The organism is Desulfospira joergensenii DSM 10085 (genome assembly GCF_000420085.1).
Lineage (GTDB): Bacteria > Desulfobacterota > Desulfobacteria > Desulfobacterales > Desulfobacteraceae > Desulfospira > Desulfospira joergensenii.
The window spans coordinates 1,571,807-1,598,262 of the sequence record NZ_ATUG01000001.1 but is presented as its reverse complement, the minus strand read 5'-3'; the positions used below and the strand labels follow the sequence as shown (position 1 = coordinate 1,598,262).

General features: G+C 52.5%; 20 protein-coding genes. 9 read left to right on the top strand and 11 right to left on the bottom strand.

Going from position 1 to position 26,456, the window contains the following annotated elements; all coding sequences use genetic code 11:
* Positions 1-51 precede the first annotated feature (51 nt).
* A complete protein-coding gene (mnmG, locus tag F608_RS0107995; RefSeq protein ID WP_022665111.1) occupies positions 52-1,935 on the bottom strand; it encodes a tRNA uridine-5-carboxymethylaminomethyl(34) synthesis enzyme MnmG in 1,884 nt (627 codons plus the stop codon).
* 282 nt (positions 1,936-2,217) lie between these two features.
* On the opposite strand from mnmG, the gene mnmL reads away from it, so the two are divergent.
* Complete coding sequence (mnmL, locus tag F608_RS0107990; RefSeq protein ID WP_022665110.1) at positions 2,218-3,132, top strand: tRNA modification radical SAM protein MnmL/YtqA; 915 nt, start codon at positions 2,218-2,220, stop codon at positions 3,130-3,132.
* A 12-nt stretch (positions 3,133-3,144) separates the two neighbouring features.
* Here mnmL and F608_RS0107985 read toward each other — a convergent pair whose 3' ends face one another.
* The 5 genes from F608_RS0107985 to F608_RS31145 form a co-directional block, all read right to left on the bottom strand.
* On the bottom strand, positions 3,145-3,984 hold the full coding sequence (locus F608_RS0107985) for an FRG domain-containing protein (protein WP_022665109.1): 840 nt from the start codon (positions 3,982-3,984) through the stop codon (positions 3,145-3,147).
* A gap of 55 nt (positions 3,985-4,039) precedes the next feature.
* Positions 4,040-5,062, bottom strand: coding sequence for an FAD:protein FMN transferase (locus F608_RS0107980; protein WP_022665108.1), 1,023 nt, complete (start codon positions 5,060-5,062; stop codon positions 4,040-4,042).
* A 150-nt stretch (positions 5,063-5,212) separates the two neighbouring features.
* Complete coding sequence (locus F608_RS0107970; RefSeq protein ID WP_022665106.1) at positions 5,213-7,336, bottom strand: cache domain-containing protein; 2,124 nt, start codon at positions 7,334-7,336, stop codon at positions 5,213-5,215.
* 107 nt (positions 7,337-7,443) lie between these two features.
* Positions 7,444-8,997: a sigma-54 interaction domain-containing protein gene (locus F608_RS0107965; RefSeq protein ID WP_022665105.1), complete on the bottom strand. Its 1,554-nt coding sequence runs from the start codon at positions 8,995-8,997 to the stop codon at positions 7,444-7,446.
* 158 nt (positions 8,998-9,155) lie between these two features.
* Positions 9,156-10,592 carry a trimethylamine methyltransferase family protein gene (locus tag F608_RS31145; RefSeq protein WP_022665104.1) on the bottom strand — a complete coding sequence of 479 codons (1,437 nt, stop codon included), beginning with the start codon at positions 10,590-10,592 and terminating at the stop codon, positions 9,156-9,158.
* A gap of 399 nt (positions 10,593-10,991) precedes the next feature.
* Between F608_RS31145 and sixA the strand changes: the two genes are divergently transcribed.
* The 8 genes from sixA (at position 10,992) to F608_RS0107915 (ending at position 18,634) form a co-directional block, all read left to right on the top strand.
* Positions 10,992-11,447: a phosphohistidine phosphatase SixA gene (gene sixA / locus F608_RS0107950; RefSeq protein ID WP_022665102.1), complete on the top strand. Its 456-nt coding sequence runs from the start codon at positions 10,992-10,994 to the stop codon at positions 11,445-11,447.
* Entirely contained in the window at positions 11,420-12,517 is a 1,098-nt protein-coding gene (locus F608_RS0107945) for a class I SAM-dependent methyltransferase (protein WP_022665101.1), read from the top strand. Before sixA ends, F608_RS0107945 begins: the two co-directional genes overlap by 28 nt.
* A gap of 52 nt (positions 12,518-12,569) precedes the next feature.
* A complete protein-coding gene (locus F608_RS0107940; protein ID WP_022665100.1) occupies positions 12,570-13,727 on the top strand; it encodes an aminotransferase-like domain-containing protein in 1,158 nt (385 codons plus the stop codon).
* 10 nt (positions 13,728-13,737) lie between these two features.
* Positions 13,738-16,140: an acetate--CoA ligase family protein gene (locus F608_RS0107935; RefSeq protein WP_022665099.1), complete on the top strand. Its 2,403-nt coding sequence runs from the start codon at positions 13,738-13,740 to the stop codon at positions 16,138-16,140.
* Positions 16,141-16,234: 94 nt separating this feature from the next.
* A complete protein-coding gene (locus tag F608_RS0107930; RefSeq protein ID WP_244154254.1) occupies positions 16,235-16,660 on the top strand; it encodes a hypothetical protein in 426 nt (141 codons plus the stop codon).
* A gap of 78 nt (positions 16,661-16,738) precedes the next feature.
* On the top strand, positions 16,739-17,473 hold the full coding sequence (locus tag F608_RS0107925) for a hypothetical protein (RefSeq protein WP_022665097.1): 735 nt from the start codon (positions 16,739-16,741) through the stop codon (positions 17,471-17,473).
* A complete protein-coding gene (locus tag F608_RS0107920; RefSeq protein ID WP_022665096.1) occupies positions 17,470-18,078 on the top strand; it encodes a methyl-accepting chemotaxis protein in 609 nt (202 codons plus the stop codon). The genes F608_RS0107925 and F608_RS0107920 overlap by 4 nt, the downstream gene beginning before the upstream one ends.
* Before the next feature lie 46 nt (positions 18,079-18,124).
* On the top strand, positions 18,125-18,634 hold the full coding sequence (locus tag F608_RS0107915) for a hypothetical protein (RefSeq protein WP_022665095.1): 510 nt from the start codon (positions 18,125-18,127) through the stop codon (positions 18,632-18,634).
* Between the two features lie 347 nt (positions 18,635-18,981).
* Here F608_RS0107915 and F608_RS0107910 read toward each other — a convergent pair whose 3' ends face one another.
* The 5 genes from F608_RS0107910 to F608_RS0107890 form a co-directional block, all read right to left on the bottom strand.
* Positions 18,982-21,339: an O-antigen ligase family protein gene (locus tag F608_RS0107910; protein WP_161626837.1), complete on the bottom strand. Its 2,358-nt coding sequence runs from the start codon at positions 21,337-21,339 to the stop codon at positions 18,982-18,984.
* 59 nt (positions 21,340-21,398) lie between these two features.
* The gene (locus tag F608_RS0107905; RefSeq protein ID WP_027362567.1) at positions 21,399-23,579 is read right to left on the bottom strand and encodes a GumC family protein; all 2,181 of its coding nucleotides are present in this window, start codon (positions 23,577-23,579) and stop codon (positions 21,399-21,401) included.
* 2 nt (positions 23,580-23,581) lie between these two features.
* Positions 23,582-24,373 (bottom strand): polysaccharide biosynthesis/export family protein, encoded by a 792-nt coding sequence (locus tag F608_RS0107900; protein ID WP_244154253.1) that lies wholly within the window; start codon positions 24,371-24,373, stop codon positions 23,582-23,584.
* Positions 24,374-24,385: 12 nt separating this feature from the next.
* Positions 24,386-25,726 (bottom strand): outer membrane beta-barrel protein, encoded by a 1,341-nt coding sequence (locus tag F608_RS0107895; protein ID WP_022665091.1) that lies wholly within the window; start codon positions 25,724-25,726, stop codon positions 24,386-24,388.
* 189 nt (positions 25,727-25,915) lie between these two features.
* Positions 25,916-26,452: a hypothetical protein gene (locus F608_RS0107890; RefSeq protein ID WP_022665090.1), complete on the bottom strand. Its 537-nt coding sequence runs from the start codon at positions 26,450-26,452 to the stop codon at positions 25,916-25,918.
* Positions 26,453-26,456 lie beyond the last annotated feature (4 nt).

Below are 26,456 nucleotides of genomic sequence, written 5' to 3'. Positions count from 1 at the left end.
AATCATTCCAAGATTTTGTATAGTACAATGATAAGTGTCAACAGGGGTTAGTCAAGATCCTCCCTGTTTCCCAAGGGCGGCAATGGCCACCATGAGCACCGAGATGGCCGCCGGGGTCATGCCGTCGGTTCTGGAGGCCTGTCCCAGGGATTTTGGCTGTATTTTTGAAAGCTTTTCCCGGATCTCGTTGGACAGCCCATGGGCCTTTGAGTAGTCAAAGAGGTCCGGGATGCGGATTTTTTCCAGATCCTTGAATTTTTTGATCTCATTGAGCTGGCGCTGGATATAGCCCTCATACTTGACTTCAATTTCAACCTGCTGCTCGGTCCGGGCATTGAGAAGCCCAGGCGGCGGGCTTATCTGCTTGAGGAGCTCATAGGAAAGTTCGGCCCGTTTTAAAAGCTGTTCCAGTTTCACCCCGGTGGAAATGGGATTGGTCCGGTGTTGTTCAAGGAATGCATTTGTCTCCGGGCTGGGTTTGACCACGGCTGTTTTTACCCTCTGAATCTCTTTTTTTGTCTGCTTTTGGATCTCCCGGCAGAAGTCCAGCCTCTCCCTGGGGATCAGTCCGTATTCATATCCTTTCTGGGCCAGCCTCAGGTCGGCGTTGTCTTCCCTGAGCAGGAGGCGGTACTCGGCCCTGGAGGTGAACATGCGATAGGGTTCCCGGGTTCCCCGGGTCACCAGGTCGTCGATCATCACCCCCATGTATGCTTCGGACCGGTCCAGGACAAAGGGCTCCCTTTTCTGGACCCGGCAGGCTGCGTTGGCTCCGGCCCAGAGCCCCTGGGCTCCTGCCTCTTCATACCCGGAGGTGCCGTTGATCTGGCCGGCCAGAAAGAGTCCTTTCAGGCGCTTGGTTTCCAGGGCCGGGGTCAGTTCCAGGGGGCTGACATAGTCGTATTCAATGGCATAGGCCGGCCGCACGATCTTGGCCTGCTCCAGGCCTTTCACCGATCTGACCACCTGGTACTGGACTTCCAGGGGCAGGCTGTTGCCCAGGCCCGAGGCATAGATCTCCTTGGAGTCGATCCCCTCGTACTCCAGGATGACGTGGTGGCTGTCCCGGTCCGGAAATTTGACGATTTTGTCCTCAAAGGAGGGGCAGTACCGGGCCGACTGCCCCTTGATATGGCCTCCGTAAAGGGCGGAAAATTTCAGGTTTTCCCGGACGATGTCATGGGTGGCGGTATTGGTCTCCCCCATGAAGCTGGGGAGCATGGGGGTGGTGATCTCCCGGGTCAAAAAGGAAAAGGGCTTGGGCTCGGTTTCCGAGCCGTGGAGCCTGAACTGCTGAAAGTCAATGGAGTCCGCGTGGAGCCGGGGAGGGGTCCCGGTCTTCATCCGCCCCATGTCCAGGCCGAGATCGGAAAGGCATTGGGCCAGGCTCACAGAGGCAAACTCGCCGGCCCTTCCGGCCTGGATTCTGGATGATCCGATATGGACGGTTCCCTTTAAAAAGGTTCCCGTGGCAATGACCAGGGACGGGGCAAAGTACTCAAACCCGGTATGGTCCAGGACGCCCCTGACCTGATCGTCCTCCATGAGGATCTCCCTTGCCATGGCCTGCTTCAGGTCCAGGTTGGGTTCCTTTTCCAGGATTGCCTTCATGTTTCTGGAGTAGAGGGCCTTGTCGTTCTGGGTCCGGGTGGAATGGACAGCAGGGCCTTTCCTTGTGTTCAGGGTCCGGTACTGGATGGCGGAAGAGTCGGTGATCCTTGCCATCCATCCCCCCAGGGCGTCGATCTCCTTGACCAGCTGTCCCTTGGCCATGCCTCCGATGGAGGGGCTGCAGGGCATGGAGGCGATCTTGTCCATATCAATGGTCAAAAGCAGGGTGGAACAGCCCATGCGGGCTGCGGCCAGGGCGGCCTCGCACCCGGCATGGCCGGCCCCGATGACAATGACCTCGTATCTGTTTTCGGTAAAATTCATAACCGCTTAATATACGATGACAGAGGGTTTTGGTCAAGATCGGGGAAGCTGAATTTTAGGGCGGTCCCATGGGAAATATTCATGTCAGATTTATGGCCGCATCTTCCAGGGGGAGAATTTTTTGAGTTGGGCCACGGCGAGTTCATGATCGGCTTTTCTTAAATCTATGATGTGGTAAATCGGGAAGAGGGGATGGTTCAGGCGGTTTTTTGATCCTGGAGCATTGACTCTCCCCAAGGTTTGCACTAGATTGTCGGCACACCTGAAATAAAGGTATACACCGTGAAAAAGAGATACACAGACTATAATTCCCATTTAAGATCCATGTTTAAAGAGCGGGTCCAGAAGATCAGCGTGGATGCGGGACTGACCTGCCCCAACCGGGACGGGAAATTGTCCGGGACCGGATGCATTTACTGCAATTCCAAGGGGTCGGGGACCAATGCCTCTGCCCGGGGCCTTTCCATAAAAGAGCAGATCGAGGCCGGGAAGATCGGGGCCCGGATCAAGTACAAGGCCAAGAAATTTCTGGCCTATTTTCAATCCTATACCAATACCTATACCAGTTGTGCCCACATGAAAGAGATCTTTGATGAGGCGCTCTCCTGCGATGGGGTTGTGGGCATGGCCATCGGCACCCGGCCCGACTGCATTGATCCGGAAAAGCTGGACCTGCTGGAGGCCTATGCAAGGGATTTCCTTGTCTGGCTGGAATACGGGCTTCAGTCGATCCACGATGAGACTTTAAAGAGAATCAACCGGGGCCATACCTTTCAGGATTTTCTCGATGCCGTGGACATGACAAAGGGGCGGGGGATCCATATATGCACCCATGTGATCCTGGGACTGCCGGGCGAGGACAGGGCCATGATGATGGAAACGGCTGATCGACTGGCCCGGGCCGGGATCAACGGGATCAAGCTCCATCTGCTCTATGTGATCCGGGGGACCCCCCTGGATGAGATCTATCTCAACGGGGAGTATACCTGCCTGGAGCAGGAAGAGTACGTAAACCTGGTATGTGATTTTATAGAGCGGCTGCCAAAGGATATGATCATCCAGCGTATCACCGGAGACCCCCATTCGGACGAACTCCGGGCCCCGGACTGGGCGGCCCGGTATAGGCAAACCTTTAACATGATCCAGCATGCCATGGAAGAACGGGATTCCTTTCAGGGGAAAAAATTCAAGCCTTAACCCGGGAAGGGGTCAGGATTTGGGGCTGTACTGCCGTTTGAGCCAGGAACCAAGCCCGTCCAGCCCCGGGAAAAGAACCCGTTCGGTGATGTTGCATTGATCCAGCTTATCCCGGCATTCCCATTTCAGATCCGCCGGTATGACCAGGCGGCGGAACAGATCCTGGTTTTTGGACAGCCAGTCATCCATGACCCGTTGGGAATTGGGCATGACGGAAAAGAGGGCAAACTGGTTGACAATCCGGTCATTGATGGAAGGGGGCTCCAGAAAAAGCAGGAATTCTTCATTTTCGGCCAGTTCGTCAAATTGGGTCAGGGTTTCCACAAAATTCCGGAAGGCCTTTTCCCTGGAAGGAGGTTCGCATTCCCTGGAGCGCAGGCGGGCAAGAAGTTCCAGGGTAAATGCCTGGGCTCCCTCTTCCCGGAGAAGTTCCCCCAAGGTATGGGGCAGGCGGTCATGGGCTTTTTCATAATCCACCACCCAGATGACTCCGTCAATATTGAACTTTTCAATATTGGCCGTTGTAAAGTGCAGGGCCACATAGGGGGAGTAGGTCCAGTCCATCAGCCGCGTGGGAAGGCCGTGATGCTGGGCCACGGCCAGAAGATGCCAGAAGGACTCTATTTCCCCGGGCTCGGCCTGCATGTATTTTCTGAAATTCCTTAAAATATGCCTTTCCAGCTGCCAATAGGGACCGCCCAGCCGCATCAGGGAAGTCTCTAAACGGTAATGGCTGTCGGACAGTCCCCGGAATACATAGGGAGATCGGTAGCGGCAGAGGGTTTCATTCCATGAGCCCCTGAACAATTCCTCCTGGAGCTGGCTCCAGGAGGAGATGATGATATCTGTCATGACGTTTGCCCTTTATTTTTTAACCAATTGTCCGGTCTTCTGGGAACCCGGGGTCCTATTGTTCAAAATTCCGGAATCCGTCAGACCGGAGATTGACGAATGCTTCCCCCTGTTTTTTGATGATCAGACATTCCACTTGATCGATGTGGTTGATCATCTCGATCCCCCTGTCAACCTCCATGACCATGAGGGCCGTGGCCAGACCGTCGGCAAAGGTGCAGTCCGGTGCGATGACCGAGGCGGAGACCACCCGGTTTTCAACCGGATACCCGGTCTTGGGGTCAATGATGTGGGAATAGGATTTTCCGTCTTTAACGAAAAAATTTCTATAGTTGCCGCTGGTGGCAATGGCCATGTTGTCCAGAGAGATGATTTCATAAAGTCCCTGGGCCGGTCCTTTTTTCTCCGGCCGGCTGATGCCCACGGCCCAGGGTTTCCCTTTTTTATTCTTTCCGGACCCGGACAGCTCTCCCCCGACTTCCACCAGAAAATTTTCAATGCCGGATGATTTAAGAAGACGGGCAAGGATATCCACCCCGTACCCCTTGGCAATGGAGCCCAGGTCCAGGGTGATATGGGGAGCCGTGGCCGTAAGGGTCTGGTTTTTTAATATGAGCTTGTTGAATCCGGTCTGTTCCAGGGCCTTTGAAACGGCTTCGGGGGTGGGGAGATCATCGGCCCGGTCCCGGGTGCCGAAACCCCAGAGATCCACCAGGGGTTTGACCGTGCCGTCCCATGCTCCGGAGCTTAAATCGTAAATTTGCCGGGAACGCGTCAGGACCTCGGAAAAGTCCCTGGAGATTTTAAACGGCTCATGGGCCGGGTGGCGGTTGAACCGGGAAATTTCGCTTTTGGGGTCATACATGGATAACCTGGCGTTGACTTCCTTGAGGCAGATATCGATTTTTCGTTTCCATAGATCCGGGGATTCTTTTTTCCGGGAGATGAATTTGACCGTGTAAAAGGTTCCCATGGTCCTGCCGCTGAGAACGGTCAGGTGTCCCGATGCCCGGGCCGGGTCTGAAAAAGGGAAGAAAAAGATCAGGAAGAGAACCGGCAGCAAAAACTTTATCCTCATGGATGCATTCCTTATATTACGGATTTCAATCATCCCGGGTATTGTATACAACCTTCAGAAAATATCAATCAAGGCCGGCTGTAAAAATTGTCTTTTGCCTCTATTTTTATTCCTTGAACCAGAGCCCATATCCTGATTTTAAAAATATTCTTAAATCGGGATAAAGATCATGCAGATCACATCGTTGGCGTATCCGTCCCTGAGTTTGTATTCGCGATAGCCCTCGGAAACCTGGAATCCCATGGCATAGGACTGCTCTCCCAGGGTTACGATTGCAGCGTCTCTTTCCCCTTTTTCATGGTTGAAATATTCGTCTCCCAGGGGAATTTTGCTCCCGATGTGATAGCCGGGGTGGGTGCTGGAAAGGATGGTCTTCTGCTTGTCAGCAAAGATGCCAAAGCTGCCGGAAATAATTTTTTTGTTTTCATCTTTGGGCAGGATGTCCGAGAGCATTGCCCTGAACTGGGGGTCGGAATCAAAAACGATGAGGATGGCGCCGACAACTTTTTTCATGTTTTCCGGGTCCCGGACCGCCGTGGCATAGATATAGGTATGTCTTCCCCCGTAAAGGGGCGTGGGGGCGAATTCAGATACCACATAGTCCTGGCTGGAGACCAGTGAGACGGCAGAATCCACCAGGCCGGCGTCCAGGGACATGCCGATAAATTCCTGTCCTTTGGGCATCCCGTCTCGGATAAACCGCTCTTCCAGTTCATCCGGGGGATCGGATGCCGCGATCACCAAACCTGCGGGATCCACGAGAACGAGCCTCAGGTAGGGGGTGTAAAGGTCGTTGATATACTGGAGATTTTCCTTCAGGGCGGTTTTGTCTTTTTCCTCCAGGCCTTTGTCCCGGTGCCGGGCCAGCGATTTGCGGAATAAGGGGGTCAGGGCCCACCAGCAGACATCATTGGCCCGTTCGTAAAGATTTCGGTCGGCAATGTTGTTGCCCTGAAAGGCGCGGAATTGTACGTCGTTGAACAATGCAGTGACAACGGTCTGCTGGAGATTTCCAATGGCGGAGTTGAAAAGGGTGTCAATATCCCTGCCGATTTCTTCCACAAAATGGAGGATTTCGATAAAGGTCTTGTCCCTGAATTTTCCCGCCTGGACGATTCCGTTTAAACCGTCGATTTTCATGTCGCTGAGCAGATTGTCGGATTCCTTTTTAATGGCGGAAAGTTCTTTTGAAAAATTCTGGACCTGCCGGATCACCTCCATGTCAAAGCGGGGTCCCCCCTGTTCCTCGGCAAAAGCCTGCCCGGTTTCGATCATGGCCATGCCGTACCAGGTAAGCCCGTAAAATCCCTGGTATCCGTCTGTGGGAACGGTGCTGATCAGATATTCCCGGTTGTCCAGGGAAAGGAAAGTGAAATCCGCTTTTGGATCCAGGGGGATTTTTGTGGACAGGCCAAGGATCCGGGGCTGGCTGGTGCTGACAACCCTGCCTTCATGGTCCAGGATGGCGGCGATGATGTTTTCATTGCCCTGGTTCAGGTCCTTGAATATGCGCTCCATTTCATCTTCAAAGTCAAAGCAGAGGCAAAGGGTGCCCAGGGGCGTCCCGGTTTCAGGATCCTCGATCTTCTGGGAGTAGACCAGTACATTCCCGTGGCCGGGCATCAGGTCCGTGGGCCTGAAGGTTTCAATGTATTGATCTTCTTCCGTATCACTGTGAAGGTCGACGGCCTGGGTGTCGGCCAGCAGGGGGTCGCTGGATTCTCGGATCGGGTTTTCCGGGTCGAGATTGGCCAGGACCCGGCCCTTGAGGTCAAGTATGATGATCTCATTGTACACCGTATACTCATGCTGGTATTCGCCCAGCCTGCTCCGGATCTCTTCCACCCGGCCGGCCATGGCCTCATCATCCCCCCTTTCTTTGGCTGCCTTAAGAAAGCGGACAATCTCTCCGTCCGTTGCCAGGTAGCCCACATCGGCTGTGCGCTCAAAAAGATTTCGTTTCAGGATATTGATGGTAAATCCGGCAGCATCGGATACTTCAAACACCACTTTTTTGACCATTTCAATTAAAATGGCATTTACCAGGCGGGTCTGGATCTGTTCATAGTTGGTAATGGTGGATCGCATATCCTGGATAAGGGGTTCAAAAAGTCTGGCCGCTTCCTTTTTCATCCGGCCGGTCTCAATCATTCCGGAGGTGATGGCCCCTCTCCACCGCCGGTTGATCTGGCGGAACAGGTCAATGTAGTTTGAAATTTTCGGGGCGAACCCCAGGAATTTCTCTTTGTGGCTCAGGAGGAAATCGTTGTCCATATCGTGCAGCTCTTATCGCGGTACAAGGTTAAAATTACAAAAATGTATAGCTAAAAAGTATAGAATTCGTATTATTAAGAAAAAATCGTAAAAAGTAAACAAAAAAATCAGAGAAAATAATCCCGGCGGTTGATCCTGTATTTTTTCAGTTTGTAGTGGAGAAGCTGGGGAGAGATGCCCAGGGTCCGGGCGGCGGCGGACGGCCTTCCGAAATGTTTTTCCAGGGCGGTTCGGATGAGGAGGATTTCGTTTTCCCTGCTTTTTTCCGGGAGGGTGGCAGCGATTTCAGGTCCCGGGGCCTGGAGCCCCGGGGAAGAGGAAAGGGGGAAATAATAGTTGATCCTTCCCGCGCCTGCGAAAGACGAATTTGAGCCCGGATTCTTTTCATCCTCGTTGCCGGCAAAAAACAGGGTCAGATGGGCGGGAAGATGGCTGACCCTGATGGTGGCCTCCCTGCCCATTATATTCATGGCCCCTTCAATGACATGTTCCAGTTCCCGGACATTGCCCGGCCAGGGATACCTTTCAAATAAGTTCATCACATCCCCTGAAATGGAGTTGACGTTCTTATCCAGCAGGGTGTTGATCTTTCCCAGAAAATGGGTGATGAGCCCCGGCAGATCTTCCTGGCGCTCTTTCAGGGGCGGGATCCGGATAAAAACCACGGCAAGTCTGTAGAACAGGTCTGCCCTAAGGCTGCCCCGGGCAATGGAGGTATGGGGGTTCTCATTTACCGAAGAGATAAGCTTGAGATCGATGCTGATTTCCCTGACCGAGCCCACCCGCCGGATCTTCCGTTCCTGGATGAACCTGAGAAGCTTGGCCTGGAGCCCCACGGTCATGGAGTTGATTTCATCCAGAAACAGGGTCCCTCCGTTGGCCCTTTCAAATAGACCGGCCTTGTCAACAGCCCCGGTAAAAGCTCCCCTGGAGGTGCCGAAGAGAATGCCCTCCAAAAGGTTCTCCGGAATGGCCGCACAATTCACGGCCACGTACTGCTGCCGGCTCCGGGCGCCGGCATTATGAATGGACTGGGCAATGAGTTCCTTTCCCGTACCGGTTTCACCGAAGAGCATGACCGGCGATGCAGACCGGGCAGCAAGCCTGGCCGTTTCCAGGGTTTCCAGGAATTCCCTGGATTCTCCGATAATATCCCGGAACCGAAACCTTGTCCCGTTGTCCCGGCGGGGACTTCGGTCCGGTGCGGTCGGCCTTTTCTGGAGGTCTTTTATCTTTCCCGGTTTGAATACCGCCTCAAACCGCTGCTCGATGATGGAAAAATCCTGGATAAAGCAGATGGTGCCCTTCAGTTTCCTGCCCTCATACAGGGGGAAGATATTGTGGATGGAGTTGACGATTTTTCCCGAGGATGTCCGGTAAAAACAGGCCAGACCCTTGACGGGCTTCCCGGTCTGGATGCACTGCATGGTTGGGCTTTCACCATCGTCCACATGGTAGATCTCGGTGACTTTTTTCCCCACCAGTTTGTCCGGGGAGGTGTCGTCGATTCTGGCCTGCTCTTCATTGACGAAGAGAACCCTTCCCCGGTGGTCGGTGAGAAGAATCCCTTCAAAGAACTCTTCCAGGAGGGGCAGAAAAGAGAGTCTGTTCATGTCCAGGCCGGGAAAGAGCCTGGACATCTTATTTTCAATTTTTTTCATTGCGGGTTACACATGGCCGGGTTGTGGTTTATGTTTGGGCGAAGGCTTTTTCATATGCAAGGCGCAAGAAAATTTTAAACCGGAGTGTACTCTAGTACATGAGGATTTAAAATTTTTGCAGCAACCTGGCAGATGGGTAAGATTTCGTCCAAACATCATTATTTCCAGGAAGCCTGCATCCTGTCCAGCTCCCGGATGATATCATCGGCCAGGGGTTCAGGTCTATGCTTCATCTTTTCCAGGGTCAGGTCCTGGAGGCGCTGCTCCAGTTTTTTTGATCCTCCCTTTACCCATATGTCGTGGACCTGGCGTTCAAAGAGATCCGAATACCTGATTTTCCTGAAGTGATCCATGGTATGTTTTTCCTGGAGATAGTGTCCCCCGGGGCCGACCTTGTCGATGAGATCCAGGGCCAGGGTTTCCCGGGTTACGGGAATGCCTTCCATATAATGCTTGATTGATTCCACAATATCGTTGACCAATACCATGAACTCCGGGGAGACCAGGTTGCCGTGGTCCATCCATGAGCTGCAGTCATGGACCAGGCCGGATCCGATGGCTGCGGAGCTCAGGCATTGGAGGGCTGCCTCGGCACCGGCCTGGGCATCGCAGAACTTGGCGTCCGTGGCCCCGGCTGTCCCGAAAAAGGGAAGCTGATAATGCTGGGCCATCTGCCCCAGGGCCCCGGTCATGAGACTCATTTCCACTGCGCCGTAGGAGAAGATGGAGGTTTTCATGTCCATGATGGTGGCAAAGGCCCCGTAGATAAAAGGGGCGCCCGGGCCGGCCAGCTGGTGCATGACCAGGCCGCTCAAGGATTCGGCGCTGGCCTGGACAATGGTTCCGGCAAAGGTGGCCGGAGAAGATCCGCAGGCCTGGGGCGCCGGGAAGTTGATCAGGGGAATCCCTTTTTCCGCACAGAACAGGACCTTGTCCACGGCAGGATCATAGTAGACCAGGGGAGAGATGGGCTCGGAGTACTGGACCACATAGGGGGTCTTGTCAAAGTTTTCTTTTCCCCCGCACAAAAGAAGGGCCATTTCGTAAATGTCGTTGACCGAGTTGGCGTCCTTGCAGCAGAAAACCAGGGGTTTTTCGCAGAACTGCATGGTATATCTGGCCACCACCCGGTCGGCAATGTCCGGGGGCATGTCATCGGCCATGCCGATGGTCATGCACCAGTCAAATCCGGGCAGGGCGTCGCACAGGGCGGCCGTGGTTTCCACGTGACGGCTTTGAAACCGGGTTCTTTCATGGGTGGCCGGGTCCATGTAGTCGATACAGTCCAGGCTGGGGCCGAAATAGGATTTGTCCCCCTCCAGGGTGACGCTCCTTTCCCCGGTCCGCTTGCCCAGGACAATTCGTTTGGGCGCCTTCTGGATGGCCTCTTCCACCATCCAGGAGGGGATGCGGACCCGGTCGCCGTCCACCCTTGCCCCGGCCCCGGACATGAGTTCCAGGGCCTTGGGATGGGTCAGCTTGATTCCGGTCCGTTCCAGAACATCCAGGGTTGCCATGTGGATCTGCCGGATCTGTCTGTCATCAATGACCTGGAGCCGGGGTTTGAAATAGAGTTCGTCCGTGTACATGCCCATCTGTTTTCTCCCTTTTGGGCCGGTCTGAATCTTAAAACAGGCCGGCGGGTTCTAAATGTTAATGTTTTAGCGATCTGGTCGTCATCTTTATATGGCAAATTGCAACAAGTGCGCCAGGGGTCCCCAACACTTTTGATCTGGTTCTAAGTTGCTGAATTTCTGTAAATTTTGTTTTGTGTATCATGTGTGGCGGCCTGTTTTGGGGGATAAAAATTTAAAAATATTTTTAAATATACGAAAAATTGTAAAAAAATATAGGCAGAATTTAAAAAATATTTTAATCAAGCCCGGGAAAATTAAAATTTTCATGGATGCCTTCCCTGGCCGGAAGGTTCAAATCATTGGAAATCGTCGGTAAAAATGGTATGCAGAAGAAAACCTTGAATGAGAGGAGGCGTCATGTCCATATTTCTTGTCCAGCACGGCCTGAGCCTGCCCAAGGCCGAAGATCCTGAAAAGGGGGTATCGGTCCCGGGCCGGGAAGAGACCCTGAGAATCGCCCGGGTGGCGGAAAATTATAAGATCCGGCCCACAAAGATCCTGCATTCGGGAAAGAAAAGAGCCGGGCAGACCGCAGAGATCTTTCATGAAATTCTCAAACCTGAAAATTCGGTAGAGACTCTGGCCGGGATCATGCCCATGGACGATGTCAAACCGTTTGGAAATGATCTTGACCCGGGTTCCGGCCACATGATCGTCGGCCATCTGCCCTTCATGGAAAAACTGGTCTCCTATCTGACGGCGGACCGGGAGGAGCCCCGGGTCCTCAAGTTTCAAAACTCGGGGATCGTCTGCATGGATCAGGATGAAAAAGGCTGGTTTATCAAATGGACCCTGAACCCCGATATTTCATGAAAATGGAAAAATTTGAAGATAAGCTGGTCACCATCCTGAACTATGGAGCGTTGAACCTGGCCCTGGGGATCGGATATAAACACCGGATCTTCGATGTCATGGAAGATCTGAACCGGCCAATGACGATTCCGGATCTGGCCGGAAAATCCGGTTTGGATGAACGGTATCTGAGGGAATGGCTGGGGATCGTGGTGACCGGAGGGATTATTGAATTGTCCGCTGATTCTTCCGGGGAAGATCACTATTTTCTTCCCCCGTCCCATGCCGGAGTTCTGACCCGGAAGGCCGGGAGCAACAACCTGGGGGTATACACCCAGGAAATTCCTTTGCTCACACTTTCGGCCCTTCAAGGGGTGGAGCAGGGATTTATCACGGGAGAGGGAGTCCCGTTCTCCGCCTATCCGGATTTCCAGGCCTTTATGTCTGAACTGGCCGATGCCAAGCATGAGCAGACCCTGATTCAGAATTTTCTTCCCTCTGTGGATGGGGGGAAGCTGATTTCCCGCCTGGAAAAGGGCATCCGGGTCTGCGATCTGGGCTGCGGCCAGGGAGTGGCTCTCAACCTCATGGCCCGGGCTTTTCCCCGGTCCGAGTTCATGGGCATGGACAACCATGGAGAGGCGATTCAGCGGGCCCGGTCCTCGGCACAGGATCTTTCAAACGTAAACTACCGGGTTCTGGACGCGGCCCGGCTAAAAGAGGATCAAGAATTCCGGCATCAATTTGAGTATATCACGGCCTTTGATGCGATCCACGACCAGTCCCATCCCCTGCAGGCCCTGGAATCCATCCGCCATATGCTGTCGCCCGGGGGGCTTTTTTCCATGGTGGATATCAAGGCCGGGTCCCGGCACCGGGACAACCTGGATCATCCCATGGGGCCTTTTCTTTATACGGTCAGCCTGATGCACTGCATGCCCGTGGGCCTCAATGACCGGGGCAGGGGCTTGGGCATGATGTGGGGAAAGGAAAAGGCCCTGGCGCTTCTGGCCCGGGCCGGGTTTGACCGGGTGGAAGTCCTGGACATCCCCAATGACGGGTTTAACCTCCATTTTTTATGCAGGGGATAGAAGATGGATTCTCCCGTATCTATACACAAGCTATCAGCCAGGGGGATCTAAGATGGCCGAAAACGGCAGGTTTTCAAATCCAGTGATTTCAAAAAGAGTGATTCACCTGGGGATCGGGCAGCCGGACCCGGATCTGCTACCTTTGACTGAACTGGAAGAGGCGGCATCTTTGGGCCTGAAAACGGATGACCGGTCCTTTCTCAACTACGGCTCCGGAAAAGGGAATGAGGATTTTCTGGAACTTCTGGCCCGGTTCCTCACCCATCAGTATCCGGATCCGGTTCAGCCGGACCAGCTCTTTGTCACCAATGGAAATTCCCAGGCCCTGGATCTGATCTGCACCCTGTTCACCCGGCCCGGAGACACCGTTCTGGTGGAAGAGCCCAGTTTTTTCCTGGCCTTTAAGATATTTGGAGACCACGGGCTGAACCTGGTCAGCATCCCAGTGGATGAAAACGGACTGGTCATCCATGAGGTCAGGGAAAAACTCAAGACATCAAATCCGGCCTTTCTCTATACCATTCCCACCTATCACAACCCGGCCGGCGTGACCCTGTCCAATCAGAGGCGAAGGGAACTGGCTAGGATCTGTTCGGAACACCAGGTTTTAATTGTGGCGGACGAGGTATACCATTTTTTAAATTATACCGGAGAAGAGATCCTTCCCATGGGAAGCCTCTGTGGTGACTGCCCCCTGATTTCCCTGGGTTCCTTTTCCAAGGTACTGGCACCCGGGCTGAGGCTGGGGTGGATTCATGCCCGGGCCGATCTGGTGGAAAAACTGGACCGGTCCGGGCTGGTTCTCAGCGGAGGAGGCCTGAATCCCTTTACTTCCCGGATCGTCAACGCATTTATGGAGAAGGGATTCCTGGCTGCCAACATTGAAAAATTGAAACAGATATATTCCCAAAGACGGGATTTTTTATGCGGGCAGCTGGAGCAATATCTAAAGGGCCGGATCCGGTTTTATGTTCCCGGAGGCGGATACTTTGTCTGGGTGCGGCTGCCCGATCATGTGGATGCTTCTGCATTGCGAAAAATTGGTCTGGAATGCCGGGTGGATTATTTTGCCGGAAAATTGTTCTCAAGCCGAAACGGACTGCACAATTATATCCGGCTTTGTTTTGCCTATTATCCTGAAAAGGATCTGGCAAAGGGGGTGCGCCGTCTGGCAGATGCCTTTGCCCGGTTCGATGAATCCTTAAATTAAAGGGAAAAGAATGGATATCCCCATAGATTTTGATTCCATTACCCGGCTTTTGGAAGGGTCGGCCCGGCAGGGACGGTATTTCCTGTACGAAGATGAGGTATATCGCCTCCTGGCCCGGTCCGGAGCGGAGACTCCGCCCGGGAGCCGGATGATTCAAAAGGGGGACCGCCTTTCCGACGAGGATCTGACGGCCATTCCCGGCTCCCGGACCGTGCTTAAAATCGTTTCCCCCATGATTGTCCACAAGACAGAGGTGGGTGGGGTCTCCATCGTGGAAAAGGATGCCCATAAGATCCGTTCCGCGGTCCGGCGGATGTTCCATGAAGTCCCGGAAAATTACGCCCGATGGATCCGGGATCAGCCCCGGGAAATTCCGGATTCCTACAAGGGTCTGGACCATGACGGACTGGTCCGGGCCGTGGACCGGGACATCAAGGGAATCCTCCAGGTCCAGTTCATGCCCCCGGATTCCGAGGCTTTCGGCAATGAACTCATCGTTGGGCTTCGCCATACCCGGGAATTCGGCACCATTCTGAGCGCGGGCCTGGGAGGGACCGATACCGAACTCTATGCCCGGCGGTTCAGAAAGGGGCAGGCCATTGTGGCCTGTTCCATTCATATGAACGACGGCAGGAGGTTTTTCGAAATCTTCAAGCAGACCATCTCATACCGGAAGCTTGCCGGGCTGACCCGGGGACAGAGGCGGATTGTCACCGACGGCCAGCTCATTGAATGTTTTGAGTCCTTTATCCGCATCGGCAGGTTCTATTCCCCCCTGAACCCCAAGGCCCCTTTTGTGATTGATGAGTTGGAGATCAATCCCTTTGCTTTTACAGATTATCTCATGGTTCCCCTGGACGGACTGTGCCGGTTCTCAGACCCGGGTTCCCGGCCGGCAGGAAGGCCCGTGGCCGGGATTCACAGCCTGCTCCATCCCCGGACCATGGGAATCATCGGGGTATCTGTCAGGCGAAGGAACTTCGGCCGGATTATCCTGGACAATGTTCTGGCCGAGGGGTTCCCCAAAGAAGACCTGGTCATTTTCCGGGAGGGGACAGAAGAAATCAAGGGGATTTCCTGCCTGCCCCGGCTTTCGGATCTGGACCGGAAATTGGACTTATTGATTGTGGCTGTGGGGGCCAAAAAGGTTCCAAACCTGGTGGAAGAGATTCTCCGGCTGGATGCGGCAAGGTCGGTGATGCTCATCCCTGGGGGCATGGGGGAGACTGAAGAAACCCGGGGCAGGGCCGAACAGGTGGGGCTGAAAATTGAGAAGAGTCATTCCCGGGACAAGGGGGGGCCTGTATTTCTGGGGGCCAATTCCATGGGGGTGATTTCCAAACCGGGCAGATACGATACCTGGTTTATTCCGGAGGAGAAATTGCCCAAGCAGAGGGGGAATCCGGCTTGCCGGGCCGCCCTGATCAGCCAGAGCGGGGCGTTCATGCTCCTTCGCACCCACCAGAGACCCGAGCTTGCCCCGGCCTATATGATCTCCATGGGCAACCAGACCGACCTGACCCTGGGGGATATGATCCATTATTTTAAAGATTCCGACCAGGTGGATGTGATTGCTGTTTATGCCGAGGGGTTCAAGGACCTGGACGGTCTTGAATTCTGCCGGGGGGTTCGGCAGGCCGTGCTGGCGGGAAAAGAAGTGGTTTTCTATAAGGCGGGGCGTACCCCGGAGGGAAAGGCGGCAACGGGGAGCCATACCGCATCCCTTGCCGGGGACTATATGGTCTGCGAAAGCTGCGTGTCCCAGGCCGGGGCCGTGGTGGCCAGGAACTTCACGGAATTCCAGGACCTCATGCTCCTGGCCGAAACCCTGGGCCGAAAACAGATCCGGGGAAGGCGTCTGGCCGCCGTGTCCGGGGCAGGATTTGAGGCTGTGGGTATGGCAGATTCCATCCAGTCCGATGATTTCCAGATGGAATTGGCTGAATTCGGGGGCAAGACCCGGGAGAGAATCGCCAAGGTCCTTGAAGCCAAAGGCCTGGAAGATCTGGTGACCCTGGCCAATCCCCTGGATATCAATCCCGGTGCCGACGATCTCACCCATGCCGAAATTACCGGGATACTGGTCCGGGATCCCAATGTGGATGCCGTGGTTCTGAGTCTGGATCCCATGTCGCCTGCCATGAAGACCCTGGAAAAAAGCCGGGGGTATGACATGAACCATGAAAACGGGATTCTGAACCTGATCACAGACCTTGCCCAAAGGAGTTTGATCCCCATTGTCACGGTGGTGGACGGGGGCCGCCTCTACGATCCCCTAAGGGATGGAGTCATGGCCCGGGGGGTGCCTGTATTCACGACCTGCGACAGGGCCGTGGCCGCCCTGTCTCTTCATATCCAGGGCCGGCTGAGGGCCCATGCCATCCGGTCCTGCCGGGACAAGCCCGGAGCCTGATCCAAAAGAAGTTGGGACACAGATTTTATATTTTAATTGATTTCAAACCTATCCATTGTATAATCGGGCCATGTTTGACTCGATAAAGAAGTATTTGGAAAAGGCCAAAGAAGAGGCATCAAAAGAGTATGTTATCCGTGGAGCCCGGTCCGGACCGGATCCCTCAAAGGGGGAATCCGATGACAGCCTGTCCGGGCCCTGGATCGGTGTGGACCTGGACGGCACCCTGGCCGTCTATGACAACAGCTCATCCCTTGATACGGTGGGAGAGCCTGTTCCGGCCATGGTGGCCCTGGTCAGAAAGATGATCAACAACGGGATCCGGGTAAAGATCTTTACGGCCCGGGCCGTTGATCCCGAGCAGTTGCCCATTATCCGCAAATGGCTGAAAACCCATCAACTGCCTGAGCTTGAGATTACCAATATCAAGGACTATCATATGCTCAAGCTTTATGATGACAGGGCTGTCCAGGTGGAGAAAAACACCGGACGCCTCATTACCGACACCGGGCAGGAATAGATTGGCCTGTCCGGAAAAAAGAATCGGAGATATTTAATTTATGCCGAAAAATATAATTTTTCAGGGAGAACAACCAGGATGAGGTATATTTACTATATTGCCGGGATCATCGTCATCTTTTCCGGGCTGGCCGTCTATGGTCTCATCACCCCCCGGGTAGAGATTTCCAAGCCGGCCGTTGTGATCAATGACAGGATCATTACCGAGTCGGAACTTGAGGGACTGATGAAAACCAAACCCTATTACATGACCCGGGATGAGTTCATTGACTCGGTCATCACCCGGCAGCTTTTGATCCAGGAGGCGGTCAAGGAGGAGATCAATAAGGAGGAGCCCTTCCGCAGATCCGTGGAAAATTATTATGAGCAGTCCCTGATCAAAATTCTTCTGGATAGAAAGCTGAACTCCCTTGAGGTGGAGGTCGGGCAAGGGGAAATCGAAAAATATCAGAAACTGGCCGGCAGCCGGGTGGTCATCTCTAAATTCGGGTATAAATCTGTTGAGGATGCAGAGGCCGGCAAGGATCAAACCCCCCAGAAAATAGAATCCGATTTTGTCGATATTTCAGATGAACTGAAATATATTGTTTTGGGGCTGGACAAGGGGGAGTCGTCAAAACCCGTGGTGTCGGGTATGGGCGTCATGGTTTACCGGCTTGACGAGATTATTGCCCTGGAAGAGGTTTCCTCCGGGATCCGGGAGACGGATGAGAAGCACATCTCTGACTTTATCCGGGATAAGAAAAGGGAGGCTCTCATGGAAAAATGGACCCGGAAATTAAAAGAGAACGCCGAAATCTGGAGGGAAAAATGAACGGCCAGCAAAAACGCAAAATTTATTTTATCAACAAGGACCTCCAGGGAAAGTTCATCTTTAATTACTTCATACTCCTGACCCTGGGAAGTATTCTTTTTGTGGGGATATTCAGTTTTTTTTCCTCAAATACCCTTTCCATTGTCTATGAGAACTATCATCTCCACCTGGGGACAACCCCGGGGATCCTGTTCAAAAAAATCCTGAGCACCCAATGGCTTTTCATTGTCATCGGCGGGGTTCTGATCTGTTTTATCACCCTGCGTTTGACCCACAGGATTGCCGGTCCCTTTTACCGGTTTGAAAGGGCCCTGGATGAGATGATCGGGGGAGATATTTCAAGAACAGTGGTTCTCAGGGAAAAGGATGCGGGAAAAGACCTGGCGGAAAAGATCAATGCCTTTAATTCAAGGCTTTCGGAAAACCTCTTTTTTATCGAGGAACTCAATTCAAAGATCGCCATTTCATCCCGGCAGATTGAAAATGAACTGGGGGAGGATGACAGGGAAAAATTCGCCCAACTCCTTGAAACCATAAGGGAAAGCCAGAAAAATATTGAAGTCACGGTAAATGAGTATTCATTCAACACCAGCCCCAGACTCTGAAACGGGTCCTGCCCCCGGAGGCCGATCTGTCTTAAAGCTCTGCAGGATGGTTCTGTTCCTGGTGCTGGCCTGGGCATCCCAGGGCTTTGCATTTGAGCTTCACTCCAGGTATGCCGTCATTACCTACGATGATCCGGCTGACTTGAGACGGTTCAACGATGAACTTTACATGGGCGGAGAGCTGAGAAGCCTGGTCAAGCGTCAGGGAAGCGAAACCGTTGAACAGGAGGTGGCGGCCAAGTTCAATGTCATCGTTGAAAAGGCCATGGCGGTCCTGGATATGTATCCTGCCCCCCTGAAATTTTCCATCGTGATCCTTCCCCATACCCGGGCCGTGAAAAAGGCCTTTAAGGAGATTTACAATGTGGAGGTGGATTATATTGCCTTTTATTCCCCCCATTTGAACCGGGTGTTTTACTCGGCCAATAACGGCCGTTTACGGGTTACCTGCCACGAGATCGGCCATGTGGTGGTGGAGAATTATTTCAAGATTTCTCCTCCCCAGAAAATTCATGAAGTTATGGCCCAGTATGTGGAGAAGCATATCAACGACTAGGTCTTTGAACGAATCTTCACCCATCTGCGGGGTTGCAGCAGGATTCTATAACTGTTTTTAAAATAAAATTCCGATTACCGCCGGGAGGAGCAAAAATTTTGCGCTCATTCTCGAAAATCATCCATGATTTTCTCCGAGGAGGGATCCCTTCTCCTGGGTTGTCCTGCCGCCCGATCCAATCCGCGAAAACCTTCGCTCTTCCCTGGAACTGCGCAGAGTCCAAATATACGAAAAAAATAAAGGACATATTTTTGAGAACAGCTATAAGATCTTCACGTACAATAGCACGTTCCGGTCATAGAATCCTTTGGGCCTTGCACCTGGGCAAGTTTTCGTTAAAATGGTCATCAATTTGTTTTTTCTAATTTCCGGATTCTCTGCCGGGCCTTTTTATTACCCGGATCAACATAAAGGGCCTGTTCATATTTTTCACGGGCCTTGTACAGGATTCCCTGGCGTTGATACAGATCGCCTAGGGTGATTTTTATACCCGGATTTTCCGGCATGGCCGTTTCCGCCTTTTCCATGACGGCCATGGCATTTTTCATATTGTTCTGGCGCATAAAGAACTGAAGGATTTTATAGTAGGCCCAGGGACCTTCATCCCCCTTTCCCAGAAGATCGAGGATATCCAGATGGATCCTGGCGGCCTCCTGTTTTTTGCCGATGGTATATAAGAACTGGGCAAAGGAAATCATGGGGCCGGGCCGGTCGGGAATGGCTTCTCTCATCCTGTCCAAATCAATGCCGGACAGGATCATGGCGCTCAATACCTTGTCCACGTATTTTTTATCCAGTTCCAGGGTGGTTCTCATGGCCTGGATTCCCCTGCCGGCCTGGCCGTTCTTCAACAGCCATGTACCGTATTGAAAGGAAAACTCAGGAAGGGTGGGGGTGTATTCTGCACTCAGGCGGAATGCGGTCCCCGCCTTTTGGGCCAGGCCCTGTTCATTATAGAACAGGCCCAGTCGTTTCAAATACCAGGAATTTAAGGGATCAAGGCGGACTGCGGCCCTAAAGTTTTCCCGGGCAGCCGGAATGTCCTTTTTCAGCCAGGCCGTATTGGCCAAGATGAACCTGGGCTCTGCCCGCAGAGGATCGTACCTGGATGCGGACCGGGCAAGATTCTCGATTTTTTCCAGGACCCTAGGATTGGGTTTCTTGTCCATGTCCATGCCCCGGATGGGATAAAGATAAACCAGTCCCAGGAGATGGCAGATCTGGAAGACAATTACGGCCAGGGCAAACAGACTCCCCGTAAAGATAAACAGGTTTTTTCCAAAACCGGGGCCGACAACGGGAAGGCGGGTCAGTGCGTTTCTCTGCCTGATATTGGTGTGGGCCGCAGACACGGCCAGGCCGGCCATGAAGAAAAACCAGAGGCCGTTGGCTCCCACCTGGAGGTTGAAATCCGTGAAGCTGTGAAATAGAATGGAGACCATTCCTGTCAGGCTTCCCATGTAAAGGTAAATGGAAAATGCATCCCTTCGTTTTAAAAAAGCCCTGTAGGTTGTCGTGAAAAGGGTGATCAGGAAAGCTGCGGCCAGGCCGAAGCCCAGGATCCCTCCCTCCACCAGCAGTTCAATATAGTCGTTATGGGCATGGCTCAATGACATCCTGTCCACCAGGGTTTTGTACGGGGGATAGATATGGATGAAACTGCCCATGCCCGAGCCGGTCAGTTTAAAGTCCCTGATGATGCGGCTGCTGTCTTTCCAGAAATCAAGACGTCCCTCATGGATGACGCCGCTTGATTTTTTCAGGACGGCAAAACGCTCCAGGATCTGGTCCCATCCAAACCATCCCACTGACAGGGCCGCAATCATGATGACCAGGATAAGGAGAAGGCTGTTTTTCCGGCTGATTTTCCGCTTGATCATCAGGCAGGCAAATACTCCCAGGGCAAGAAAGGTGGAGATCATCCCCCCCCGGGACAGGCTTACAAAGATGGATACCACGATCAAAAGGGCGGAAGTTCCGATAAGAATATGGATGTTTGCCTTTTCCTGGCTCAGGATTTCGACGATTCCCCGGAAAAAAGAGGTCTTGCCGATCCTGGGCCGGTAAAAGAAAAACAGGGCCAGGACCACGGGAAAGATCATCTCCATGAGCCCGGCATAGTGGTTGTGGTTGATATACGGCCCCATGACAATGGAGTTGTCAGGCGTGTATCGGAACCAGAGGGCCATGTCCTGGGTAAGGTAGAACTGGAGGATGGAAGAAAAGGCCAGGAGCCCGCCGAAAACGGCCATGGAAAATGTCATGGCCTGGAGGTTTTCCTTTTCCTTGAGTACCTGGACGGTAAGAACATAAAAGGCCGCATAGGTGGCGTATCGGAAAAATTGGAAGAGGGTGGCCTTGGGATGAACGGAAAGACTCATCCAGGTCTGGGCCTCCATGAGGCCGGCAGCTTGGGAGTGAATGGAAAAGGCATGGGGGGAGAGCATTTTCAATAGACTCGGGGGGAGGGGGACAAGCTGGAAAAGAATGAAAAAAAGGAAAATCAGAAGGGGAATAAACCCCGGTACCCTGTAAAGGTCCTCCTGTTTCCATAGAACCGGGAGGAAAAAGAATAAAAGACCAATGGCGGTCAGGATTTCCATGACGGCATAGGACCAGGGTTCCCTGGATCCAAAGGCCAGGGGGGTAAAGATGACAAGGAAAAAGAGTAGAAATCTGGGAAGTCTGGGAATGGTACGGATCAAAAAAATCATTTCCCTGGGCTCACAGCCATGTGGATTGGAAGCAAGGGGCGTTTCACGGTTTAACCCTCGGAAGAGTAATAATAATCCCCGTAGTTGTAATAATATCCGCTCTTCTTTGCGCTGAACCGGTTCAGGACCAAACCGGTGATCGGGGCTGAGATATCCGTAAGTTGTTTTAGGCCCTTTCCGAGTATCTCATGGGTGGTCTGGCCGGCCCAGGTCACGATGATGACACCATCCACGTATTGGCTCAGAAGCACCGGGTCTGTAACACTGGCCACGGGCGGGGTATCGATAATAACCATGTCATACCGGGCGCAGGCTTTATCCAGAAGGGTTTTTACCCTGGAAGAGCTTAAAAGCTCGGACGGGTTGGGCGGAATCGGACCTGAGGGGATGATGTTCAACTGGGTTTCCTTGTACGGAACAGCGATCTTTTCATCTTCCCCGTCGATTCCGGCCAAAAGGGAACTGAGTCCCGTGCTGTTTTCCAGACCAAAGTTCTTGTGCTGGGTGGGGCGTCTCATGTCCGCGTCAATGATGAGAACCTTTTTGCCGGCCTGGGCAATGGTGGCCCCCAGACAGGAACAGACAGAGGATTTTCCCTCGGACGGGGTCATGCTGGTGACAAGGATGATCTTGGGAGGCTTGTCTGCAGAGGAGAGAAGGATGGATGTCCTCAATCCCTTGAAATTCTCCGCTGCCATGGAAGAGGAATCATTGAGAATATTTTCCACAAGACTCTGTTTTTTGTGTTCGAACAGATCAATGGTGGCAATGACCGGGAGATCAAAGTTTTCCTCCACATCTTCGGGGGTTTTAATGGTGTTGTCCAGGTACTCCAGGAAAAAGGCCAGTCCGATGCCGCCGAAGAGTCCCAGAATCAGCCCCAGCAGGATGTTTCTCTTTTTCCTGGGGGTGGCGGGAAATTCCGGGATCTCGGCCTCTTCAATGACCCAGACATTGACGGGCTGGCTCTGCTCGGTAATCCCCTTTTCCTTCATCTTTTTGACCAGGGCATCGTAGAGGAACCGGTTGGTTTCCACCTTTCTTTTCAGAATCTCCAGCTGGATGGATTTTTCTCCCAGTTGAGATGCCTGGAACTTGGTCTGGTCCAGGAGTTCCTTTAAATCCCTTTCATTGGAGACGGCCAGCTGATATTCGTTTTTAATGGTCTGGACCGCCTTTTCCAATTCCTTTGATTTTTTCTTTTCCAGGCTGGAAAACTCGTTTCTGGCCGTGATCATCCTGGGATGTTTGGGACCGTATTTCTTTGAAAGTTCGGATATCTTTTGTTCCGCTGCCAGGATGGCCTTGTTGATGGATTCCACAGAGGTATTTTCAACAATGAGCGGTATGGTTTCCAGTTTTTCTCTGGAGATGTTCCGGATCTGGCTGTAAACGGCGGAGAGTTCTTTTCTCCGGGTCTCTGCCTGGGTCAGATTTTTTGAGAGATCAGAGAGCCTTTCCGGCAGAACCGTGAGCCGGTCTTCAACGGTGATAATATCATGTTTTCTCTTGTAATCGTTGAGATTTCTTTCGGATTCTTCGAGATTTTCCCGCTGAATCTCGGCCTTTTTCTTCATCCAGCCGATGCTGTATCCGGACACCTCCATCTGCATTTCCACAAGCTCGTCAATATAGGCCTGGGCAACGGAGTTGATCACCTTGGTGGCAACGGCGGGATTGGCAGACATGAAACCGATCTCCACCACCCTTGAATTGGCCACAGGCTCGGCAGAGATCCCCGCCTGGATCACCTGCTCCAGCTGCTGGGCCTTGGTCAGGGGAACCCTTCCTTCAACCGGCGCCCCCTGACCGGGCTGGTCAAATATCTTTTCCAGGCCGGCCATCTCCTTTAAGGAGGAGATCTTTTCCTTGACCCATGTCTTGAACATGGCCGTATATGAGGGTTTTTCCTCTGTTTTGAATATGAGTCCGTAAAAGGATTCCGGGTTCAGGGATTTGACCACTTTTTTCACCACGGCCGCGCTCTTGATCAGCTGGTACTGGGTTTCCAGAAATTCCGGATCATAGGGGGAATACCGGTAGGAACTGGTCAGGGAACTGGAGGTGTCTTTTTCGATCAAGACCTTGGTGGATGCCCGGTACATGGGAGTTGCCGTGAACGTGGCAATCACAACCACCACCAGGGTTAAAATGAAAAAGGTCAGGATGGTGGCCTTTCTTTTTTTGACAATCCGAAAATAATCCCGTAGGTGGATCTCTTTTTCAACCATGGCTACCACAGGCTTTCAGGGACAACGATAACGTCATCCGGGAGAACCGGCTCGTCCATTTTCACCTGCTCAAAGATTCGTTTTTCATTGTTTACGGTTCTGATGATTTTCACCTTTCCCTTAGCCGCTATCTTTGAAAATCCCCCGGCCTTGGTAATGGCCTTGATTACCGTGACATCGGATTCGTACTTGTATGAGTCGGGTTTATTGACCTCTCCGGAGACATAGTAGGTTCTTGCCTTGGAAATATAAATAGAGTCGTCGCCCTGGATCTGGAGATTCAAAGAGGTGTCCCCCTTTTTAATGAGTTTTTCCAGATCCACCAGGATTTCATCCTTTTGGGAGCTTCCCTTTCGGGTCCTCTTGATAATGGCTGAGGAGCCTGCATCCGGGGTCAGGCCCCCGGCTTTTGAGATGAATTCCAGGAAGGTGACTTTTCCCCTCAGCTCGTACTGGCCCGGATTCCTGATCTGGCCGAGGATAACGGCCTGTCTGCTCCTGTGTTCTTTGATAAATACATCCACCTGGGGGGCCACCAGGTAGCCGTCGGCCAGAAGTTCTTCGATTCTCATTGAAATCCGGGACACGCTCATGTCCCGGACATTGATCTCCCCGATCAGGGGAACCCGTATGGTCCCGTCCGAGGAGACCCTCACCGTTGTGGACAGGTCTTCGTTTTCATAGACCTTGATCTCCAGAATATCCCCTTCGCCCACCTGGTAGTCCTGGGCATGGGCATCCAGGGGAACCAGGAAAAAAGAGATGAATATGAAGACCTTGAATATGAATCTCATCATCATTTCTAACTATAGGGAGAGGCTGGCTCTCAGAATCAGGGTATGGCTGGTATAGTCATTGAACTGGATATTGGAGTCATTGGTCGTCCAATAGTAGGCAAAATCAAAGAACATCCATTCCCTGGGTTTATAGCGGAGAACGGGGCCAATGGTCAAATAGTTGTCTTCCCGGTCAATGCCGTTGTACTCATCCCTTTCCAGGCTGGCGTTCAGGGTTCCTGTCCATTTTTCATTGAACCTCTGAACAATCCCGATATCCACGCCGGTGGCATAAAAACTGGTGGCTCCGGATGTATCCGATTCGTTGAACTTTCTGAAGGCATTGACCTGGATACTTCTTTTGGCGCTTAAATTGTGCTGGGCCTGGAGTTCAAAGGAAAACCCGTCCTGGTCCGTTAAGCCTCCGTTGTCGAAATCCTTATTGATATATCCCAGTTTGAGGCGGCCCCGGGTCTTGGCCGTCATGGCCCAGTTGACGCCGGCATAGTACCGGTTCTCTGAACTGTCAAGGAGATCGTCCTGGTCAAAATCGATCAGGGCATGGGCATATTGGACAAAGAGGGAGGTCTTGGGCCAGAATTTGTAAAAGGCATAGAGGTTGAAGGAGTTGTCCATCCTGTCCCTGTACCGGTTGACATCTTCTTTATAGTCCAGGTAGTAATTGGAATAGTCAAACCTTAAGGTAAGCTTTTCAGACGGATCATAGGTGGTGATAAAATCGAGCAAATTGCTCTGGTATCTGTACAATGTGTCGGTGAGGCCGTCTCCGCTGATATCCTCCTTGTCTTTGAACAAATCGATCAGATCAAAGGAAAGGCCGTTGTTTAAATTGTACTGGTACATGGCCTCTGCCTTGTGGTTGAAGTGGTCGTGTTCGGAATTATTTCCATAGAGGACCACTTCCGGAGAGTAGAGGGCGTATGCCTGGTATCTTCTGGCCGCCTTGGGCTTCACCCGGCTGAGCTGAAGCCCGCCCGGAGATGTGGTCCGGGTGTCAATGGATAAAAGTTTTTCCCGGTTGGCCGGAACAGCCACCCAGAGCCCCGGTGTGATCGTGGTAATAAAGTCGTCTTTTTCATTGGACTCAGTGATAAACAGGTTGTCTGTCCATCTTTCTTCGACGGTTAAAAACGGATGAAAGGTTCCGCCTTCCCGGCCGAAAATATCTGCGGTAATTCCTTTTTCATCGGTGACCGGAGTTCCTTCCGACTGCCCCGTAGGGATGGATGCGGAGGAATCTGACTGGCCGACCGGAACCGTCTCTGATGCTGCCTGGCTTGCCGCAACCGGAAAAAAGAGCGCCAAGAAAAGCAGGGCCATTAGCTTTGGATAGATTCTTTTTTTCATCATAGAGTTTCCTGACAGGTAAATGATTATAGCAATGGGAGTATCTTATTTAAAACAAAGGGCAAATGAGCCAAGTTTTGATAATTACTTAATTCAAATGTCCGGGGGTGTCAATAGAAAAACCCTGCATGAATTTAGGAATTCAGAAAGCAGGGTTTTTCTTAATCAAAGAATCGGTACAGCGGGCAAAGGCTATCCGCCTGCTGAATATTTGGGCTGCTTTTCCTTTTCGTCACCCCGTTCAAGGGGCTCGGCAAGGGTAAAACCCAGTCCCTGCTGGAGGCATTGAGCCTGGGTAACCTCATCCCGGGTCAGAAGATTGCCTTCAACCGCGGCATTGGCGGCCTGATTCATGAGGCTTTTGGGGATGGGGCTGTCTCCGGTCTCTGTGGCACACTGGCATAAGAGCTCCAGGTCTATTTTGGCTTTTGAACTGAAAATTCCGGAAAGTACGGAATAGGGATTGAAGTTAAAACCGGGGCCTGCTGCGGTCTTCAAAATTTCGCAGGCAGGGGCTTTCTGGTCCATGGCTTTTTTTATGGCGGTTTCCAGTGCCTCTTCTTCACTGAGGGTGTAGCCGTAGGCATCGGTTTTTTGGGGGGATCGGATGGCCGTCAGATCCTTTATAAAAGATTCTTCCCAGCTGTTTTTTTCTTCCTGGGCCAGGCCTGAAGAACAGAAAACCGTCAAGACCACAAAGATTGCCAGAACCGGTAGTAAATGCTTCATTTTA

Bases quoted from the DNA above. Each gene is read 5' to 3' on its own strand.
- F608_RS0107920 (WP_022665096.1), top strand. From the start codon at position 17,470: ATGAACGGCCAGCAAAAACGCAAAATTTATTTTATCAACAAGGACCTC.
- F608_RS0107935 (WP_022665099.1), top strand. From the start codon at position 13,738: ATGGATATCCCCATAGATTTTGATTCCATTACCCGGCTTTTGGAAGGG.
- F608_RS0107965 (WP_022665105.1), bottom strand. From the start codon at position 8,997: ATGAAAAAAATTGAAAATAAGATGTCCAGGCTCTTTCCCGGCCTGGAC.
- F608_RS0107900 (WP_244154253.1), bottom strand. From the start codon at position 24,373: ATGAGATTCATATTCAAGGTCTTCATATTCATCTCTTTTTTCCTGGTT.
- F608_RS0107980 (WP_022665108.1), bottom strand. From the start codon at position 5,062: ATGAGGATAAAGTTTTTGCTGCCGGTTCTCTTCCTGATCTTTTTCTTC.
- F608_RS31145 (WP_022665104.1), bottom strand. From the start codon at position 10,592: ATGGGCATGTACACGGACGAACTCTATTTCAAACCCCGGCTCCAGGTC.
- F608_RS0107970 (WP_022665106.1), bottom strand. From the start codon at position 7,336: ATGGACAACGATTTCCTCCTGAGCCACAAAGAGAAATTCCTGGGGTTC.
- F608_RS0107985 (WP_022665109.1), bottom strand. From the start codon at position 3,984: ATGACAGATATCATCATCTCCTCCTGGAGCCAGCTCCAGGAGGAATTG.
- F608_RS0107890 (WP_022665090.1), bottom strand. From the start codon at position 26,452: ATGAAGCATTTACTACCGGTTCTGGCAATCTTTGTGGTCTTGACGGTT.
- F608_RS0107915 (WP_022665095.1), top strand. From the start codon at position 18,125: ATGGTTCTGTTCCTGGTGCTGGCCTGGGCATCCCAGGGCTTTGCATTT.
- F608_RS0107905 (WP_027362567.1), bottom strand. From the start codon at position 23,579: ATGGTTGAAAAAGAGATCCACCTACGGGATTATTTTCGGATTGTCAAA.
- F608_RS0107945 (WP_022665101.1), top strand. From the start codon at position 11,420: ATGGACCCTGAACCCCGATATTTCATGAAAATGGAAAAATTTGAAGAT.
- F608_RS0107940 (WP_022665100.1), top strand. From the start codon at position 12,570: ATGGCCGAAAACGGCAGGTTTTCAAATCCAGTGATTTCAAAAAGAGTG.
- mnmG (WP_022665111.1), bottom strand. From the start codon at position 1,935: ATGAATTTTACCGAAAACAGATACGAGGTCATTGTCATCGGGGCCGGC.
- sixA (WP_022665102.1), top strand. From the start codon at position 10,992: ATGTCCATATTTCTTGTCCAGCACGGCCTGAGCCTGCCCAAGGCCGAA.
- F608_RS0107925 (WP_022665097.1), top strand. From the start codon at position 16,739: ATGAGGTATATTTACTATATTGCCGGGATCATCGTCATCTTTTCCGGG.
- F608_RS0107895 (WP_022665091.1), bottom strand. From the start codon at position 25,726: ATGATGAAAAAAAGAATCTATCCAAAGCTAATGGCCCTGCTTTTCTTG.